The 17,505-nt window shown below is 69.9% G+C and carries 17 protein-coding genes; 4 read left to right on the top strand and 13 right to left on the bottom strand.

Features of this window, described 5'->3' with window-relative positions; genetic code table 11:
* The first annotated feature begins 6 nt into the window (after positions 1–6).
* Positions 7–2,529: a helix-turn-helix transcriptional regulator gene (locus BLT28_RS37910; RefSeq protein WP_030428343.1), complete on the top strand. Its 2,523-nt coding sequence runs from the start codon at positions 7–9 to the stop codon at positions 2,527–2,529.
* Here the strand turns inward: BLT28_RS37910 and BLT28_RS37905 are convergent.
* Positions 2,516–3,733, bottom strand: coding sequence for an MFS transporter (locus BLT28_RS37905; protein WP_197683933.1), 1,218 nt, complete (start codon positions 3,731–3,733; stop codon positions 2,516–2,518). The two genes, BLT28_RS37910 and BLT28_RS37905, sit on opposite strands and share 14 nt — an antisense overlap.
* 133 nt (positions 3,734–3,866) lie before the next feature.
* On the opposite strand from BLT28_RS37905, the gene BLT28_RS37900 reads away from it, so the two are divergent.
* Positions 3,867–4,568 (top strand): phytanoyl-CoA dioxygenase family protein, encoded by a 702-nt coding sequence (locus BLT28_RS37900; RefSeq protein WP_081900181.1) that lies wholly within the window; start codon positions 3,867–3,869, stop codon positions 4,566–4,568.
* Here the strand turns inward: BLT28_RS37900 and BLT28_RS37895 are convergent.
* The 9 genes from BLT28_RS37895 to BLT28_RS37860 all read right to left on the bottom strand — a co-directional run bounded on the left by BLT28_RS37895 (position 4,544) and on the right by BLT28_RS37860 (position 14,357).
* Positions 4,544–5,887: an amidase gene (locus BLT28_RS37895; protein WP_052407126.1), complete on the bottom strand. Its 1,344-nt coding sequence runs from the start codon at positions 5,885–5,887 to the stop codon at positions 4,544–4,546. The two genes, BLT28_RS37900 and BLT28_RS37895, sit on opposite strands and share 25 nt — an antisense overlap.
* A 51-nt stretch (positions 5,888–5,938) precedes the next feature.
* Positions 5,939–6,706 carry an SDR family NAD(P)-dependent oxidoreductase gene (locus BLT28_RS37890; RefSeq protein WP_030428347.1) on the bottom strand — a complete coding sequence of 256 codons (768 nt, stop codon included), beginning with the start codon at positions 6,704–6,706 and terminating at the stop codon, positions 5,939–5,941.
* A 117-nt stretch (positions 6,707–6,823) separates the two neighbouring features.
* Positions 6,824–8,260, bottom strand: coding sequence for an aldehyde dehydrogenase family protein (locus BLT28_RS37885; protein ID WP_030428348.1), 1,437 nt, complete (start codon positions 8,258–8,260; stop codon positions 6,824–6,826).
* Positions 8,257–9,048 (bottom strand): ATP-binding cassette domain-containing protein, encoded by a 792-nt coding sequence (locus BLT28_RS37880; protein WP_043810912.1) that lies wholly within the window; start codon positions 9,046–9,048, stop codon positions 8,257–8,259. The genes BLT28_RS37885 and BLT28_RS37880 overlap by 4 nt, the downstream gene beginning before the upstream one ends.
* Before the next feature lie 2 nt (positions 9,049–9,050).
* The gene (locus BLT28_RS41580) at positions 9,051–10,004 is read right to left on the bottom strand and encodes an ABC transporter ATP-binding protein (RefSeq protein WP_197684161.1); all 954 of its coding nucleotides are present in this window, start codon (positions 10,002–10,004) and stop codon (positions 9,051–9,053) included.
* A 5-nt stretch (positions 10,005–10,009) separates the two neighbouring features.
* Positions 10,010–10,831, bottom strand: coding sequence for an ABC transporter permease (locus BLT28_RS41575; RefSeq protein WP_030428351.1), 822 nt, complete (start codon positions 10,829–10,831; stop codon positions 10,010–10,012).
* 46 nt (positions 10,832–10,877) lie between these two features.
* Positions 10,878–11,825, bottom strand: a complete 948-nt coding sequence (locus BLT28_RS37870) for an ABC transporter permease (protein ID WP_030428352.1) — start codon at positions 11,823–11,825, stop codon at positions 10,878–10,880.
* Between the two features lies 1 nt (position 11,826).
* The gene (locus tag BLT28_RS37865; RefSeq protein ID WP_030428353.1) at positions 11,827–13,314 is read right to left on the bottom strand and encodes an ABC transporter substrate-binding protein; all 1,488 of its coding nucleotides are present in this window, start codon (positions 13,312–13,314) and stop codon (positions 11,827–11,829) included.
* Positions 13,311–14,357 (bottom strand): isocitrate/isopropylmalate dehydrogenase family protein, encoded by a 1,047-nt coding sequence (locus BLT28_RS37860; protein WP_030428354.1) that lies wholly within the window; start codon positions 14,355–14,357, stop codon positions 13,311–13,313. The genes BLT28_RS37865 and BLT28_RS37860 overlap by 4 nt, the downstream gene beginning before the upstream one ends.
* A 147-nt stretch (positions 14,358–14,504) precedes the next feature.
* On the opposite strand from BLT28_RS37860, the gene BLT28_RS37855 reads away from it, so the two are divergent.
* Positions 14,505–15,251, top strand: a complete 747-nt coding sequence (locus tag BLT28_RS37855; RefSeq protein WP_030428355.1) for a FadR/GntR family transcriptional regulator — start codon at positions 14,505–14,507, stop codon at positions 15,249–15,251.
* Here BLT28_RS37855 and BLT28_RS40685 read toward each other — a convergent pair.
* From BLT28_RS40685 to BLT28_RS37840, 3 genes are read right to left on the bottom strand one after another with little or no spacing between them, the layout of a single operon-like run.
* Entirely contained in the window at positions 15,248–15,415 is a 168-nt protein-coding gene (locus BLT28_RS40685; protein WP_156050689.1) for a hypothetical protein, read from the bottom strand. The genes BLT28_RS37855 and BLT28_RS40685 overlap by 4 nt on opposite strands.
* Before the next feature lie 53 nt (positions 15,416–15,468).
* The gene (locus BLT28_RS37845; RefSeq protein ID WP_030428356.1) at positions 15,469–15,663 is read right to left on the bottom strand and encodes a helix-turn-helix transcriptional regulator; all 195 of its coding nucleotides are present in this window, start codon (positions 15,661–15,663) and stop codon (positions 15,469–15,471) included.
* 4 nt (positions 15,664–15,667) lie between these two features.
* The gene (locus BLT28_RS37840) at positions 15,668–16,042 is read right to left on the bottom strand and encodes a hypothetical protein (RefSeq protein ID WP_043810827.1); all 375 of its coding nucleotides are present in this window, start codon (positions 16,040–16,042) and stop codon (positions 15,668–15,670) included.
* Positions 16,043–16,100: 58 nt separating this feature from the next.
* Here BLT28_RS37840 and BLT28_RS37835 point away from each other — a divergent pair, with 58 nt between their 5' ends.
* Positions 16,101–17,471, top strand: a complete 1,371-nt coding sequence (locus BLT28_RS37835) for an alpha/beta hydrolase (protein ID WP_162184810.1) — start codon at positions 16,101–16,103, stop codon at positions 17,469–17,471.
* Positions 17,472–17,505 lie beyond the last annotated feature (34 nt).

Below are 17,505 nucleotides of genomic sequence, written 5' to 3'. Positions count from 1 at the left end.
GCGGCGATGACCGTTGGCAGCCACGCGAGCTGGCCGCTCACCGGCCGCTCCGCCGAGCTGGACTCGATCACGGCGGTGCTGCGGCGGGGCGAGCGGTGCGGAGTGCTGCTCACCGGGGAGGCCGGGATCGGCAAGTCCCGGCTGGCCAGGGCGGTCTTCGAGCGCTGCCGTACCGAAGGGCTGCTGGTGGTGACCGCCACGGGAGCGGAGGCGACGCGGGAGATGCCCTTCGCCGCCGTGGCCGGCTGGCTGCCGGAGGGCACCCGGCCGAGCATGCGGGCCGACTTCTTCGGCGCGGCGACCCGGCGGTTGCGCGCGCTGGCGAACGGGCGGCGGATCGTGCTCGGTCTGGACGACGCGCACTTCCTCGACGACGTCTCGGCCGCGCTGGTGCAGCACTTGGCGACGACGGTGGACGCGCGCCCCGTGGCCACCGCGCGGACCGCTGCCGCCGAGCGCGATCCGGTCGCGGCGCTGCGCAGGCGTGGCCTGGTCCAGGTGTTCGAGGTGCGCCCCCTGTCCGCCACCGAGGTCACCGAGCTGCTGCACGGCGTTCTCGGCGGTCCGGTCGCGGGGCTCACAGCGGAGTTGTTGTGCCACAACAGCCAGGGCAATCCGCTGTTCCTGCGGCACCTGATCGACTCGGGCCTGGAGTCCGGCGCGCTCGCCGAGCGGGACGGTGTGTGGTGCTGGAACGGGCCGCTGGCACCGCACGCCAGACTCGGCGACGCCGTCGCGGCGGCCATCGGCACGCTCACCGAGGCGGACGCCCGGGCGATGGAATACCTGTCGCACGCCGAACCCGTCGAAGCGGATGTGTTGGAGCGGCTGGTGCCCGCCGCGGTACTGGACGGGCTCGAAGCGCGGTCGCTGCTCGCCGTCGAACCGAGCGGCAGCCACCTGCTCGTGCGGTGCGCCCACCCGCTCTACGGCGAGGTCACGCGAGCCCGCACCGGGCGACTGCGCAGACGGCGCGTGTTCCGCCGCTTGGCCGAGGCGGGTGCGGCCGACCAGCTGCGGCTCGTCGACTGGCGGCTGCGCGGCGGTCTCGCGGTCTCCGACGATCAGGTGCTCGGCGCCGCGCGAGAGGCGTTGGCCCGCTGCGATCCCCGGCTCGCCGAGGAGCTGGCCCGCCGCGTCCAGAGCACGGCCGCGCTGAGCGTGCTGAGCCAGGCGCTGGTGGCGCAGGGCAAGGCCGAGGAAGCGGAGTCGTTGCTGTGCAAGGAAACCGCAGGTGAGCTCGTGGCGATCAGGGCGATCAACCTGCTCTGGGGGCTGCGCCGCCCGGCCGCCGCCGCGGAGGTGGTGAGCACCGCTTCCGAAAGATCACCGGAACTGGGTGTCGCTGAGCTGGCAATCGATTTCTTCGGCAGCGGCAGGATTCGCGCGGTGGACCGGGCCGATCTGGCACCGGCGACCCCCGTGGTGGCGGGCGCGGCGGCCACGCTCAGCGTCTACCTGCGGACGTTCGCGGGGCAGCCGGAACAGGTCGTCGCCGAGTTCGGGGAACTGGGTCTGTCCCACGTGTGGGCGTCACTGCGCGGGGCGGCGCGAGCCTGTCACCTGCACGCGCTCACCCTCACCGGCCGAATCCGGGAGGCACTGCGCACCGGGGAGCGCTACTACGCGGAGGCGGTCGCGGAGGGCGATCCGGCCGAGGTGGCGTTGATCGCGCTGGAACGCGGTGTGTGCGAGTCGTGGTCGGGGCGCGTTCCCCAGGCCCTGCCGTACTTCCGCGAGGCTCGCGCCCTGGTCACCGACGCGATGCCGTTCCCCATCCAGGCTTACGTGGCCAGCGAGTTCGCCGCGTGCTCGGCCGCGCTGCGCGAGCCGCAGCCGGACGTGATCGGCGAGACCCGCGCGCGGATGCCCGAGGAATCCGGGCTCAGCGATCACATGGCGTTCGCCGAGATCCGGGTGCTGGCCAACTCCGGGCAGTCCACGCATGCGGCCACCCTCCTGGAAGCTCTGGTGCGCAAGCACATCGCGGCCGGACGACTGACGAACGCGGTCGAGTGCCAGTACTACCTGTGCCGGATGCGTCCGTCCACTTCGGACGCCGCATTGCTGGCGAAGCTCGCCTCTCGGTGCGACAGCCCGGTGTTCCCGTTGTTCGCCGAGCACGCGCACGCTCTCGCCACCCGGGACGTGGCGGCGTTGGAGGCGACCGCCGTGCGGCTGGCCGAGCTGGGCTACGGCGGGATGGCCTTGGAAGCAGCGATGATGGGCGCCGACGTGGCGAAGGGAAGAACGCGCGCGGCGGCCCGGCTGGGCCGGATGGCGGAGCGCCTGTTGGCGGAGTGCGGCGGGTTCCAGCCGGTGTGGCTGAACCCGTTGACCGGCCCACAGCCCCTGACCACACGGGAGCGCGAGGTGTGCGAACTGGCGGTGGCCGGCTTGGACAACGCGGGCATCGCGGCCCGGTTGGCGGTCTCGGTGCGCACGGTCGGCAACCACCTGCAACACGCCTACGCGAAGCTCGGAGTGCGCCGCCGCACCGACCTCGCTGCCGCGCTCAACCTGAGCTGAGCCTGCGGACCTGCGGCGACAGCAACGCCCCCAGGCTCGACAGGAGTACCAGCGCCCCGAACCACACCAGCACCGCGCCGTAGCCGAAGCTCTGCGCAAGGGGTCCGACGAACAGCAACGTCAGCGGCGCCAGGGTGAGCTGGCCGAACAGGTCGTAGGAGCTGACCCGGGACAACGACTCCGCGGGCACTTCGCGCTGCACCGTCGTCATCCACAGCACGCCGAACCAGCTCCCCGCCACACCGCAGGCGAACATCGACAACGCCGTCAACCACACCGGAGCCACCACGCCGAGCAGCACCATCGGGAGCGGGTAGACGAAGCTGAGCAGCACCGCCGTCAGCAGCGGCCGACGAGGGCGGAGGTGCCGGGCGACGGTGGAACCGGCGAGCATGCCCAGCGAATGGCAGGCCACGATCACCGACCACGCCGGAGCTCCGCCGAGGCCGTCCTCCGCCGCGAGCGGGCCGAGCACTCCGGTCACCGCCACGATCCCCGCCACCGTGACGGTCGACTGGAGCACCATCACCCACAACCACTGGCGGGAGGAGAACTCGCGCCAGCCGTCGCGCAGGTCCACCCAGCCGCTCTTCGCCGTCGCCCTCGCCTGCGGGGGCAACCGCATCGCCCCTACGAGCACGGCGCTGACCAGGAAGGACGCCGCGTTCAGCGCGATCGCCCAGCCCGCTCCGACCAGGCTCACCACCAGGCCGGACAGGCCGAAGCCGAGCACCAGGGACAGGCTGACCGCGCTCTGCAGCAGCGCATTGGCCTGCTGCAGGCGCTCGGTCGGCACGATCTCCGGCACCACTCCGGACAGCGCGGGCAGGAACAGCGGGAGGGGGATGCCGGAGACCACGGCGAGCGCGGCCAGCACCGGGATCGTGGCCTGCCCGCTGAGCAGGACGACCGCCATCGCGCCGTAGGCGAGCAGGCCGATCACGTCCGCGACGATCATCAGGCCGCTGCGCGAGGTGCGGTCCGCGATCACCCCGCCGAGCAGCACGAACAGCAGCTGCGGGAGCGCCTGGCAGGCCAGCACCACCGAGAGCTCCGTCGGCGTGGCCCCGGGCAGGCCGAGCACCGCGAACGCGAGCGCCACCCGGGCGAACCCGTTGCCGAGCACCGAGATCGCGCGTGCCGCGAACAGCAACGTGAAAGCACGGTTGTGCAGCAACAAGGGCTTCGCGTCCACGGTTTTCACACGATCAACGTACTGGCGCGAACGCCCGCGCCACCGGGAGTCGGCAGCAATCGGGGACGGTTTCAGGCGGGTCTTGAACAGCCGCTGGAAATCAGGTTGCCGAGGGGCCGAGCGAGAGGGGAGGGTGGGGATCATGCAGGAGTTTCGCGAAAACGGGTTCGTGAAGATCGAGGGCGCGTTCCCGCGCGAGCTCGCCGATGCCGGTCGGGAGATCCTGTGGCGCGACACCGGATTCGACCCCGACGACCGCACGACGTGGACGAAGCCGGTGGTGCGGCTCGGCAACTACGCGCAGGAACCGTTCCGGCGCGCGGCGAACACGCCCGTGCTGCACAAGGCGTTCGACGAGCTGGTCGGCCCCGGCCGCTGGCTCCCGCCCGGCGGCCTCGGCACGTTCCCGGTCCGCTTCCCGCACCCCGACGACCCCGGCGACGACGGCTGGCACGCCGAGGCGAGCTACTCCGAGTCGGGGCAACTGCGGCTCAACCACCGGTCGAAGGGCCGCGCGCTGCTGATGCTGTTCCTGTTCTCCGACGTCGGCGAGGACGACGCGCCCACCCGAATCCGGGTCGGCTCACACCTCGACGTGCCCGAAGTCCTTGAGCCGTACGGCGAGGAGGGCGCGGAGTTCTTCAGCGTGTCGCCGGACATCGAGAAGGCGACGGCGCACCGGCCCGTGGCCTGTGCGACCGGGCGGGCCGGTGATGTCTACCTGTGCCACCCCTTCCTCGTGCACGCGGCGCAGTCGCATCGCGGTGACACACCCAAGTTCATGGCGCAGCCGCCGTTGCTGCCCAAGGACGACAGCGGCTACAACTTCGGCCAGTCCGGCTGAGCCGGGCGGATCCGCTCGTAGGTCCGGACCAGCCCGAGCACTCCGGCGTCGTTGAAGCGGTGCCCGGCGATCTGGAGGCCGATCGGCAACCCGTCGCTGGTGAACCCGCAGTTGACCGACACGGCGGGCTGGCCGGACATGTTGTACGGCACGGTGAAGCCGATGTGTTCGAACGGCGCCAGCGGATCGTTGGTGGGCGAAGGCAGTTCCGCGGCGAAGGCGGGAACCGGGGACACCGGGGACAGCACGTAGTCGAACGGCCTCAGCGCGCGCTCGGCGGCAACGGCCATCGCGTCCATCTGGCTGTACCCGCGGTACACCGCGACCCCGGAGAGGTCCGCACCGCTCTCCACCCACTCGCGGATGTACGGCAGCACCTTCTCCCTGCGCTCCAACGGCATCCGCTCGAAGTCCGACCAGAAGCGCGTGCGCCAGAAGTCGTTCAGGCCGTCCAGCATCTCCCTGGTGATGATCGGCTCGATCGGCTCGACCGCGGCTCCCGCCGCCTCGAACGCCCTGGCCGCTTCGGTCACCGCGGCGGCGATCTCCGGGTGGACCGGCAGGCCGACGCCCGCGTCGAGCTGGAGCCCGATGCGCAGACCGCGCGGGTAGACCGGCGGGCACCGCCAGTCCAGCTCCTGCGGCGGCAGGCTCAGGTGGTCGCGGCTGTCCGGTTTGGACAGGACCGACATCATCAGCGCCGCGTCCTTGGCGGTCCTGGTCATCGGACCGACGACCCGGCCGGGGTAGGGCGGGTCCACCGGTACGCGGCCGAACGTGGGCTTGAGCCCCACCAGCGCGCACCAGCCCGCGGGCAGCCGGATCGAGCCACCGATGTCCGTTCCGACGTGCAGCGGCCCGTAGCCCGCAGCGCCCGCCGCCCCGGCTCCCGCGCTCGACCCACCGGGTCCTTTGCTCGTGTCCCAAGGGTTGCGGGCGGTCGCGTGGAAGCTGGACAGGCCGGAGGAGAGCATGCCGTAGTCGGGCATGGTGGTCTTGGCGATGATCACCGCGCCCTCTTCGCGCAGCCTCGCCGCCGCGGGACCGTCCGCGTCGGCGGGGACCAGCTCGGTCGCCGCGGTGCCGAGCGGAACCGGAGTGCCTTTGGTGGCAACGTTCTCCTTGATGGTCACCGGCACACCGTCAAGCGCCCCAACGGGTTCCTGGCGCCTCCAGCGCTGCTCCGCTGCCTTCGCGGCGGCCCGCGCCCCCTCGGCGTCGAGGGAGTAGGTGGCCCGCAGCACGGGCTCACACCGATCGACCCTGGACAGCACCGCGTCCAGCATCTCCACCGGGGACACCGCCCCGGACCGGAACATCGCCACGGCGTCGACCGCGCTCAGGTCGGCCAGCTCCACCCGCACTCCCTTCTAGTTCGGCGGGTCGAAGCGGCCGTCGACCGCCGTCCACCCGCCGTCCACGGCAAGGACCGAACCGGTGACGAAACTGGAGGCGTCCGACGCGAGGTACACCACCGCGCCGGCCAGCTCCTGCGGCAGCGCCCACCGGCCGAGCGCGCCCTTCGCAGCATAGGCCCGATACCAGTCCGGGCTGGCCTTGATCTGCGCGGTCAGCGGGGTCTCCACCACACCGGGAGCGATCGCGTTCACACGGACGCCGGATGGGCCGAACTCCGCCGCCGCGGTACGCACCAGCTGCACCAGCCCCGCCTTGGTCGCCGCGTACACGCCCTGCCCGGGCTCGACCGTGCTGGCCCGGATCGAGGAGAAGCCGATGATCGAACCGCGCCCGCGCGCGGTCATCGGCCCGCCGAAGGCCCGGAACACGTCGAAGGTCGCCCGCAGGTTCAACGACACGACCTTGTCGAAGTCCTCGCGCGTGTAGTCCAGCAGCCGCTTGCGCACGTTCGTCGCCGCCGTCAGCACGAGGCCGTCCACATCGCCGAGGTCGTCCGCGGCGGCCTCGACCGCGTCCGCGTCGAGCACGTCGAGCTGGTACGGGCGCGCATCCCCGATCAGCTCGGCGGTCTCGGTCGCGGCGGCCAGGTCCCGGTCCCCGCAGACGACCTCGGCGCCTTGGGCGGCCAGAGCGCGCGCCGACTCCCTGCCGATGCCGCTGCCGGCACCGAGCACGACGACCCGCTTGCCGTCCAGGCGGAACAGCCTCGAATAGTCCACGTGCCACACCTCCGCTTCATGCACTGAATGAGTCATTGGGGTACTTGAACGCACCGAATGACTCATTCAGTGCGTTCAACGCACCAATCGCGGCTTTCATGTTCGGGGCCTCGATCCTCACGCGGGCCGGATCACGGCCATCCTGGTCACGGTCAGTTCCTCGATCGCGAACCGCGGGCCTTCCCGTCCCGCGCCGGAGTCCTTGACCCCGCCGTAGGGCATGACGTCCGAGCGGAAGCCGGGGACCTCGTTCACCACGACACCGCCCACCTGCAGCCGCTCCACGGCGTCGAAGGCCGTCTTCAGTGAACGCGTGAACACGCTGGCGTGCAGTCCGTAGCGGGACGCGTTGACCACATCGAGTGCTTCGTCCACGGAGGACACGGTGCGCACGCAGACGACAGGTCCGAAGATCTCCTCGTCCCAGCAGTCAACGCCGTCCGGAACGTCGGCGAGCACGGTCGGTTGGATCACACCGTCCACTTCGGACCCACCGGCGAGAACGCGAGCACCCGCGGCGGTCGCCGCCGAGATCCACTCCAACACCCGTTGGGTGGACTTCGAGTCGATGAGCGCGGACACGCGCGTCGTCTCGTCTCGCGGGTCGCCGACGACGACCTCGCCGAGACGGTCGAGCACGCGCGAAACCAGCTGCTGGGCAACGGATTCCACGACGATCAGCCGCTGGACGGAAATGCACGCCTGACCGGAGGCGTAGAACCCGCCGCGCAGCACGGCATCGGCCGCGGCGTCCAGGTCAGCATCCTCCGCGACCACCAGAGCAGCGTTGGAACCCAACTCCAGCAACGTCTTCCTCGGCGCCGCGTCCCGTGCGATGCGATGTCCGACCGCGGCCGAGCCGGTGAACGAGACGGCTCCAAGGCGTGGATCAGTCACCAGCGCTGATCCGACCGCAGCATCACCTGTGACGAGCTGCGCGATCTCGGCGGGAGCACCCTCGGCCTCGGCGGCCTCGCGGACCAGGTGCAGCAACCACAACGTGGCCAAGGGGGTCTGCGGTGCGGGTTTGCACACGACGGGGCAGCCCGCGGCGATGGCGGGCGCGATCTTGTGGGTGGCGAGCAGCAGGGGGTAGTTGAACCCGGCGATCCCGACGACGACACCGATCGGCTTGCGGGTCCAGAAACCGATCAGCCCGTCCCCCGAAGGGAGCAGGTCCAGCGGCACGGTCTCCCCGTGGAGACGGGCGACCTCCTCGGCCGCGGCGGACAGGGTGACCAGCGTCCGTGCGACCTCGACCCGGCAGTCCACAAGCGGTTTGCCGGTCTCCAGGACCAGCAAGTCCTCGAACTCCCTCTGACGCTCCAGAACCGCCACGTGCACCCGCAGCAACACCGCGCGGCGCACCCGCGAGGACAGCGCGGCGATCTCCGGGGCGGCGGCGACGGCGTGATCGATCGCCTCGCGCGCCTGCTCCGGTGTGCCAACGGGGGCTTGCGCCACTTCGCTTCCGTCGTAAGGGAAGCGGACAGCTTCAGTGCGCTCGGCCGGAACCCATCCGGCTCCAATCGGTAGTCCTTCGAAGAACTTCACGCAAACCTCCGCATGGCTGTTCGCAGTGCCGGCACAGCAGCGATCAGTTCACGCGTGTACTCGTGTTGGGGCATCTCGTAAATCTCCTCGGCAGTACCCATCTCCACGATCTCACCGGAGCGCATCACGGCGACGGTGTCGCAGACGTGCCGCACCACCGACAGATCGTGCGAGACGAACACGAGTGTCAGCGAGAACCGCTCCACCAGGTCGGCGAGCAGGTTGAGGATCTGGGCGCGCACAGAGACGTCGAGTGCGCTGACGGGCTCATCGGCGACCAGCACGCTCGGGTTCGGTGCGAGGGCGCGGGCGATGGAGATGCGCTGCCGCTGCCCGCCGGAGAACTGGTGCGGGAACCGATCGGCCGACTGCTGCGGCAGGCCGACGGCGTCCAGCAGCTCCTTCAGCCGCCCAGCGGGATCGGAGTGCCCCTGCGCGACAAGGGGTTCGCAGATGATGTCGCGGACGCGCATGCGCGGGTCGAGCGATCCCATCGGGTCCTGGAAGACGACCTGCAGCTCGCGGCGGAAGAACTTGAGCCGTCGTTCCGGGAGCCCGGTGATGTCCCTTCCCTGGAAGGTGATCGTTCCCGAAGTGGGTTTGTCCAGCGCAGCCAGCAAACGGATCAGCGTGGACTTGCCCGAGCCGGACTCGCCGACCACGCCGAACCGGGCCTGGCGCGGCAGGTCGAAGGACACCCCGCGCAGCGCCTCGACGCGGGTACCGGGCGCGGTGAGCGAGGTTCGCGGACGGCGGTAGACCCGATGCAGGTCACGCACTTCGATCACGTTCACGCGGGACCTCCAACGGGGTTCCAGCAGGCGAACCCACGATCGTCCACTTCGGACAACAAAGGAGCTTCGGCGCACTGACCGGTGGCGTCCGTGCAGCGGTTGCGGAACACGCACCCGCCGGGGAACTCACCGGCTCCGGGAACGGCGCCCGGAATGGTGCGCAGCCGCCCGTGCTCGTCGACCGCCTCCAGGTCGGAGGCATCGAGAAGCCCCCGTGTGTAAGGGTGTTTCGGCGCCGTGAAGACTTCCTTGACCGGCCCGGTCTCCACCAGTCGACCGCCGTACATCACCAGCACCCGCTCACAGGTCTGCGCGACCACGGCCAGGTCGTGGGTGATGAACAGCAACGCGGTCCCGCGTTCCTCCGTCGCGGTCCGGATCAGCTCCAGCATCCGCGCCTGCACGGTGACGTCGAGCGCGGTGGTCGGCTCGTCACAGATGAGCACGGCAGGATCGTTGGCGAGAGCGATCGCCAGCATCACCCGCTGCCGCTGCCCACCGGAGAGCTGATGCGGGTAGGCACGCGCGGTCTCGCCGGGCTGAGGCAGGCGCACCTGCGCGAGCAGTTCCACCGCCGCCGCACGCGCGGCCGCCTTGTCCGGCTTGGTGCCGTGGATGAGCATGATCTCGGCGACCTGGTCGCCCACGCGCATCGACGGGTTGAGCGCGGTCATCGGCTCCTGGAAGACCATCGCCATCCGGCGACCGCGGACCCGCGCGAGCTGCTTCTCCGACGCACCGACGAGATCGTGGTCCACTTCGGACAGACGAACCGATCCGGCGGCTTCCACCTCGTCGGGCAGCAGGCCCATGACGGCCGTCGCGGTCAGCGACTTGCCGGAGCCGGACTCACCGATCAGCCCGACCCGCTCCCCCGCGCCGACGCTGAAGGAAACCCCGCTCACCAACGGGATTCCCGCGACGCTGAGTTCGAGCGAGTCCACTGTCAGGGCGCTCACCTGCGCACCTCCAGCCTGGGGTCGTAGCGGTCCCGGAGCCCGTCGCCGAGCAGGTTGAACCCGAGCACCGCGAGCGCGATCGCGACACCGGGCACCAGGGCGAGCCTGGGCTCCACCGCGAGAAGTTCCTGCGACTCCTGCAACATCCGGCCCCAGGACGGTGTCGGCGGTCTGGTGCCGAACCCGAGGAAGGACAGCGCGGCCTCGGACAGCACCGCGATCGCGAACGACACCGAGGACTGGACGATCACCAGTCCGGCGATGTTCGGCAGCACGTGCCGCACCGCGATCGCCGTCCTCGACCGCCCCGCCGACCGGGCCGCGAGCACGTACTCGGTGCTCATCACGCCGAGCGTGCCGCTGCGGGCGATGCGCGCGAAGGACGGGACGCTGGCGATGCCGATCGCGATCATCGCCGTGAGGGTGTCCGCGCCGAAGACCGCACCGAACACGATCGCCAGCAGCAGAGCGGGGAACGCGAGCACGAGGTCGTTGACGCGCATCACGAACTCCCCGAGCCATTTCGGCGCCATCGCCGCGAAGACCCCGAGCGGAGTGCCGATCAGCGCGGCGACGCCCACCGCGACCACACCGACGAACAACGTCGTCCGCGCGCCGACCATGACCTGGCTGGACAGGTCGCGGCCGAACTTGTCGGTGCCGAAGAGGTAGTCGGTACCGGGTCCGCGCAGGCGCTGCGCCGCATCCACCAAGGTCGGATCGTGCGGCGTCCACAGGAACGACACGAGCGCCGTGACCACGACCAGGCCGACGAGCCACAGGCCCACCCACAAGCTCGGGCTGGTCGAACGCCTCACCTGAACAGTCACGATGCGCCCTCCGAGGGAAGAATCACGTCGGCCGTCATGACGCCTGCCTCAAACGCGGGTTCAGAACTGTGTAGAGCACGTCCACGACGAAGTTCACCAGCAGCACCGCCAGTACGAGCACGAGCACGATTCCCTGCACTGTCAACAGATCCCGGTTGCTGACCGCGTCGAGCAGCATGCTGCCGAGGCCCGGGATCACGAAGACCCGCTCGATCACCACCGCGCCGATCAGCAGTGTCGCCAGTTGCAGGCCCAGGACGGTCACCACCGGCACCGACGCGTTGCGCAGGCCGTGCCGCAACAGCGCCCGGTACGGCGTCAAACCCTTGGCGCGCGCCGTTCTCAGGTAGTCCTCGCGGAGCACGTCGATCACCGAGGACCTGACGTACCGGGTGAGCACCGCGCCTTGGACCAGGCCGAGCGACAGCGCGGGAAGCAACAGTCCGCTGAGGAAGTCCAGCGGATCGACGATCGGCGGTGTCCAGCCACCGGCGGGCAACCAGCGCAGCTGCACCGCGAACACCTGCACCAGGATGATCGCGGCGACGAAGCCGGGCACCGCGACGCCGAGCTGGCTCAACCCGGAGATCACCGAGCCGCTGGCGCGGCGGTGCCGGACCGCGGCGAACACCCCCGCGGGCAACGCGATCAGCAGCGCGACCAGCATTCCCGCGCCCACCAGCCACATCGTCACGCCGAGGCGGTCGATCAGCTGCGGCCCGATGGGTTCCCGCGTGACGTAGGAGTTGCCGAAGTCGCCGGAGAGCACTCCGCCGATCCACTCGAAGTACTGCGTGGCCAGCGGCCGGTCGATGCCGAACTCCTGCCGGGTCTTGGCCAGCAGCTCCGGGGTGGCGCTCACGCCGAGCGCGACCTGGGCCGGGTCGCCGGGCAGCACGGCCAGCAACCCGAAGACGGCGACGGAGGCGACCAGCGCGCTCACCACGAAGATCAGCGCGCGGCGCAGGATCTGCACGGCCATGTCAGCTCCCCGCTCGCCGGAGGATGGTGAGGTCGAAGGACTCGCTGATCTGGTTCAGCGGCAACCCGCCCACCTTCTTCTTCGCCGCGATCAGGTTGGGGAACAGGAACAACCAGCAGGCGGCGGCGTCGTCGGCGAGCGTGGCCGCCACCTCCCGCATCGCGCTCACCTGCTGCTCCGGGCTGCCCCGGTCGGCCTCGGCGAGCAGCCTGCGCACCTTCGGGCTGTCGTAGCCCCAGTAGTACTTGGTGTTGCCGAAGGTGGTGATGTCGCGCGGCTCCACGTGCTGGATGATCGACATGTCGAAGTCGTGCTCGGTGAACACCGACTTCAGCCACACGGCCGGGAAGTCCAGCGGTTCGATGGTCACGCCGACGCCGATCTTGTTCAGCTCCGACTTGACGACCTGCGCCGAGGTGACCGCGTACGGCAGGTTCGGGATGCGCAGCCGCAGGTTCAGGTTCTGCTGCCCCGCCTCGGCGAGCAGCTTCTTCGCGTTCTCCGGGTTGTACGCGTTGACCCCGGTGAGGTCCGTGTACCAAGGATCGGTGCGGGGCACCATGCTGCCGATCAGCTCACCCCGGCCGGCCCACGCGGTGTCCAGCAGCACCCGCCGGTCGATCCCCTGCGTGAGCGCCCGCCGCACCCGCACGTCGTTGAGCGGTGCCTTGCGGCCGTTGAAGGACAGCACGACCTCGCCGTTGGTGATGCCCTGTGTGACGTTGAAGCGCGTGTCGTTCTCGAACTGCGGCATCGAGTCCGGCGCGGCGACAGCGCTGACCACGTCGATCCCGTTGCTCAACAAGGCGTTGTTCAGCGCCGTGGAGTCCTTGAAGTACCTCAGGTAGACGGTTTCGTACGCCGGTTTCGCTCCCCAGTAACGAGGATTGGCCTTGAGCGTGATCGAGGAGCCGCGGTTGCGCGCCGCCACGTCGTAGGGCCCGGTGCCGACCGGATCGTTCGGCAGGTCGGCGACACCGTCCGGGCTGAACATCGCGCCGACCCGTGTGGTCATGTCGAAGAGCCAGTTGTTGCTGGGGCGGCTGAGGACCACGCGCACCTTGGTCGGCGCCAGCACCTCCACGCGACTCACAGCGTCCATTTTGGACTTCTGCGAGATGCCCCACGCCGTTTTGACCCGCTCGATGCTGAACTTCACGTTGTCCGCGGTGAACGGGCTGCCGTTGCTGAACGAGACGTCGGGCCGCAGGGAGAACTCGTAGGACAGGCGGTCCGGGCTGACCGTCCACGACTCGGCGAGCAGCGGCTTGACCTGACCGTTCTCGTCGAGCTTCACCAGTCCTTCGTAGACGTTGTACAGCAACGCCTGCGGGATCGCGGTGCCGTCGGTGCGGGTGAAGTCGAAGTTCGCGGGCTCCGCGCTGAAGCCGATGGTGATCGCGTTCGGGTCTCGCGGCGCGGACGCGGTCGAGCCCGCCGAGCACCCGGTGACGAGCAAGGCCACCAGGAAGAGGCTGATGCGCTTCATCCGAGCCCTCCCAGCACTGCCTCGGCGAGCCGGTCCGTCGTGCCCGAACCGCCGATGTCGGGGGTGTGGTTGGCCGGGTCGCGCAGCGCTTCGGCGATGGCGTCGCGCACCCTCGCCGCGGCCTTGGGCAGCCCCGAGTCCTCCAGCAGCATCGCGCCGGACAGCATGCACGCCACCGGGTTCGCCACTCCGCGCCCCACGATGTCCGGCGCCGATCCGTGCACCGGCTCGTAGATCCCGGGAGTCCGGCCGGGCGCGACGTTGGCGCTCGGCGCCATCCCCATGCCCCCGGCCAGCACGGCGGCGAGGTCGGAGAGGATGTCGCCGAAGAGGTTGCTGCACAACAGGACGTCGAGCCCGCGCGGCTTCTGGATCATGCGCGCCGCCATCGCGTCCACGAGCACGTGCTCGCACTCGACATCGGGGAACTCCGCGGCGATCTCCTCGACGACCGCGTCCCACAGCGTGTAGCCGAAGCGCATCGCGTTGGACTTGGTCACCAGCGCCAGCCGCCCGGAACGTCCTTGCGCCGCCTGGAAAGCGTGCCGCGCGGCGCGCTCGATGACCGGCCGCGAGTGCACCGCGACCTCCACGCCGAGTTCGCCGGGCCTGCCGCGGTGCACGCGCCCGCCGACGCCCGCGTACTCGCCTTCGGTGTTCTCCCGGACGATCAGCAGGTCCACGTCGCGGTCGTCGCGCAGGGCGGTCGGCACTCCGTCCCAGCTGCGCACCGGCCGCAGGTTCACCGCGAGGTCGAGCTGCTGCCGCAGGGCGATGATCAGCCCCCACACCAGCTCGTGATCGGGCACGTCCGGCCGGCCGACCGCGCCGAAGAGCACGGCCGACCGATCTGAGATGATCTTCGCCGCGTCCTCGGGCATGGGCGAGCCGGTGCGCAGGTGCCGCTCCCCGCCCCAGTCCAGGTCGAGCACGTCCAGCTCGGCCCCCTCGGCCCGGGCGGCCGCGTGCAGCACGGGAAGGGTGGCCGCGACGACCTCGGGCCCGATCCCGTCACCCGGGATCACCGCGATCTTGAGTCTCATGGGTCTTTTCGCACCCCTGTTCCGGCTGGTCGGCGGTAGCCGGTCTACTGGTCTGACCAGTAGACTGTGTGCGATGGGTCACCCTGCCACCCCGCGCGGGGCCGGTCAAGGGAACGGAGGTGCCAGGTGCCAAACCTTGATCAACAACTGCGATTCGCCCCGGTCAGCCGGGTTCGGGCCTATGAGCGGGTGGTCGAGCAGATCGAGGCGGCGGTGCTCGACGGCCGCCTGCGCCCCGGCGAGCACCTGCCCAGCGAGCGCGAGCTGATGGTCCAGTTCGACGTCGGCCGCTCCACGATCCGCGAGGCGTTGCGGGTGTTGCAGAGCAACGGCCTGGTGCGGTCGAGGGCTGGTGATCCCCGCGGCCCCCAGGTGCAGCCGGTCTCCTCCGGGGCGCTCGAGAAATCGATGACCATGCTGGCCAGGGCGTCCGCGCTGAGCCTCACCGAGCTGGTGCAGTTCCGCATGCTGCTGGAGGGCTCCGCGAACCAGCTCGCCGCCCGCCTGCGAACACCGGAGCAGCTTGCCGAGATGGAGGCCGCGCTGGAGGTGATGCGCGCCGCCCTCGACGAGGGCTTCGCCGAGTTCAGCCGCGCCGACGTCGCTTTCCACGAAACGGTCGCGAAGGCGACGGGCAACACCCTGATCCAGATCTGCGGCGCTGTCGTCCGCGATGTCGTCGTCAGCCTCATCGAGGACAAGATCGCCCACGCTCCCGACAGCCGCGCCCTGATGCAGACTTCCTTGCAGCACCACGCCAATGTCCTCGACGCGGTCCGCGACGGCGACGGCGACCGGGCAGCGAGCCTGGCACGGCAGAGCCTCTACGACTACTACGCGGAATACGTCCCAGAAGACGAACGAGCAAAGCTGCTTCCCCTGCTGCGCTCCTAGCCGCGCTGTTCGGGTTCGACGCGCCCGTACGCGTCGAACCCGGTTGTCAGCGCGTCACGGACCTCCTGCCACGCGTTGTCGCCGGGGTGGAACTGGGCGAGATCAGGCCCGGCACGCAGCCCTACGAGATGATGCGCGGTACCGGCAACCTGTGCGTCGGGCACGACGCGGACATCCGTCGAGAACTCCTAACACCCACTCATCGAGCTGGGAGACCTCAGGGTTCGGGGTCGAAAACGTCCTCGATGCGGCAGTCGAAGGTGCTTGCGATGCGGAATGCCAGAGGCAGACTCGGGTCGTACTTGCCCTTCTCGATGGAGATCACCGTCTGCCGGGACACGTCGAGCCGCTCGGCCAGCTGACCTTGCGTCCAACCCCGCTCGGCGCGCAGGCGCGGGAGGTGGTTGCGCATGGGGTCAACCGTACTTGCGGTTGAGCACCACGGACGCCGCGCACCAGGCGAGCATGCCGACCGTCCAGACGAACCACATCGAGATCGGGGCGACCGAGGCGAACACCTCCAGTAGCGCGTAGGTGAGCGAGCTGAGCATGGTGATCAGGAACGCCGCGGCCATCGCCTCCAGCTGGACGTGTCGTTCCAGGCCCTCCCGGGAGTTGACGCTGCGGAACTTCCACAGCACGGCGTAGCCGACCGCGCCCGCCGCCGGTAGTGCCATCAGGAAGCTGACCAAGGTGGACGGCCGGTATCCCGCGACGCCGACCAGCAGAGAGGCCGCCAGTACGTAGACCACGTAGCCCAGCATCACCGCGGAGAACCTCGTGTTGCCCATGTCGCACATGTTAAGGGTGCTTGACACCGACCTGTCAAGCACCCTTAACATCGTCGCCATGCGATTCCTGTTACTCACCGCGCTGATGAGCGTGCACCTCCTTGTGCCGCAACAACAGTCGCCGCTGCACTGGACCCCGTGCGCCAACGGTGCCGAGTGCACCACCCTCACCGTCCCGGTGGACTGGGAGCGTCCCGGGGGAGTCACGACGACGCTCGCCCTCGCCCGCCGCAAGGCCACCGGGCCCCGGATCGGCACCCTGCTGGTCAATCCCGGCGGCCCCGGGCTCTCCGGTGTGGAGACAGCCACGAAGGCCGACTCGTTCTCCGGCCGGCTGCGGGAACGGTTCGACGTCGTCGGCTTCGATCCGCGCGGGATCAAGGGCAGTACGCGCGTGGCCTGCGCCCCGGCGCCTGCGGCGGCGTTGCCGCGCGATGAGCGCGAGTTCGGGGAGCTCCTGGCGAGCAACCGGAAAGCGAGGGCCGGCTGCGCGGATCCGCTGGCCTCGCACCTGAACGCCGAGACCATGGCTCGTGATGTGGAGGCCATCCGCGTCGCGCTCGGCGGCGAGCCGCTGAACTGGTACGGCACCTCGTACGGCACCGAGATCGGGCAGCGCTATGCCGAGCTCTTTCCCAGGCACATCAGGACAATGGTGCTCGACGCCGCCATTGACCGCAGCAGCTCCGCCGTCGCCCACCTGCTCAGTGCCAGTGCCGACGCGGAGGACGGCTTCGAGCACTTCGCCCATTGGTGCGGGCACAACGCCGACTGCCCGCTGCACGGGCAGGACGTGACGGCGGCCTTCGACGAGGTAGTTCGGCGGGCAAGCGAGAAACCGCTGCTACTCAACGGATTCGTCATGACAGCGGAGAACGTCCGGGAGTTCACCTACGGTCAGCTCTACGCGCCGGAGAAGGGGTGGCCGACCTTGGCGTGGATAATCGCTGCGCTGCGCGATGCCCCACCTGCGACACAGGGCCCGCCGCCCGCGCCTGCCCTGGACCTCGGCGTGCTGGGGGCCATCTGCCAGAACTGGGAGTACGTGGTCCGCGACCACTCGCACCTCAAGAGAATTCTGGACAGTGCGGCGATGCGGGCACCACATCTGCGAGTCGCCGCGACCCCGGTTCACCGGTTGACCCAGTGCGTGGGCTTGCGGGCTACCGATGCGCCGCATCCGCTGCGTGTGCACGGAGCCCCGCCGATCCTCGTGGTCAACAGCAAGCGCGATCCGATCACCCCCCACAGCGGGGCCGCCGAAGTCAGCAGGCAACTGCCGGGAAGCGTGCTGTTGACCTACGCGGGGGACGGGCACACCACGTATCCGCGTTCCGCGTGCGTACGGGACCACGTCGACTCCTATCTGGTGTCCGAAGCACTTCCCGCCAACGGAATGAGCTGCCCCGACACGATGGAGTCCACATAGGACCGCGTGACATCCGCCGCGAGGGCAGTACTAC

The organism is Allokutzneria albata (assembly GCF_900103775.1).
GTDB lineage: Bacteria > Actinomycetota > Actinomycetes > Mycobacteriales > Pseudonocardiaceae > Allokutzneria > Allokutzneria albata.
The sequence above is the reverse complement of the archived record's forward strand: the minus strand, read 5'-3'. Positions and strand labels throughout refer to the sequence as shown.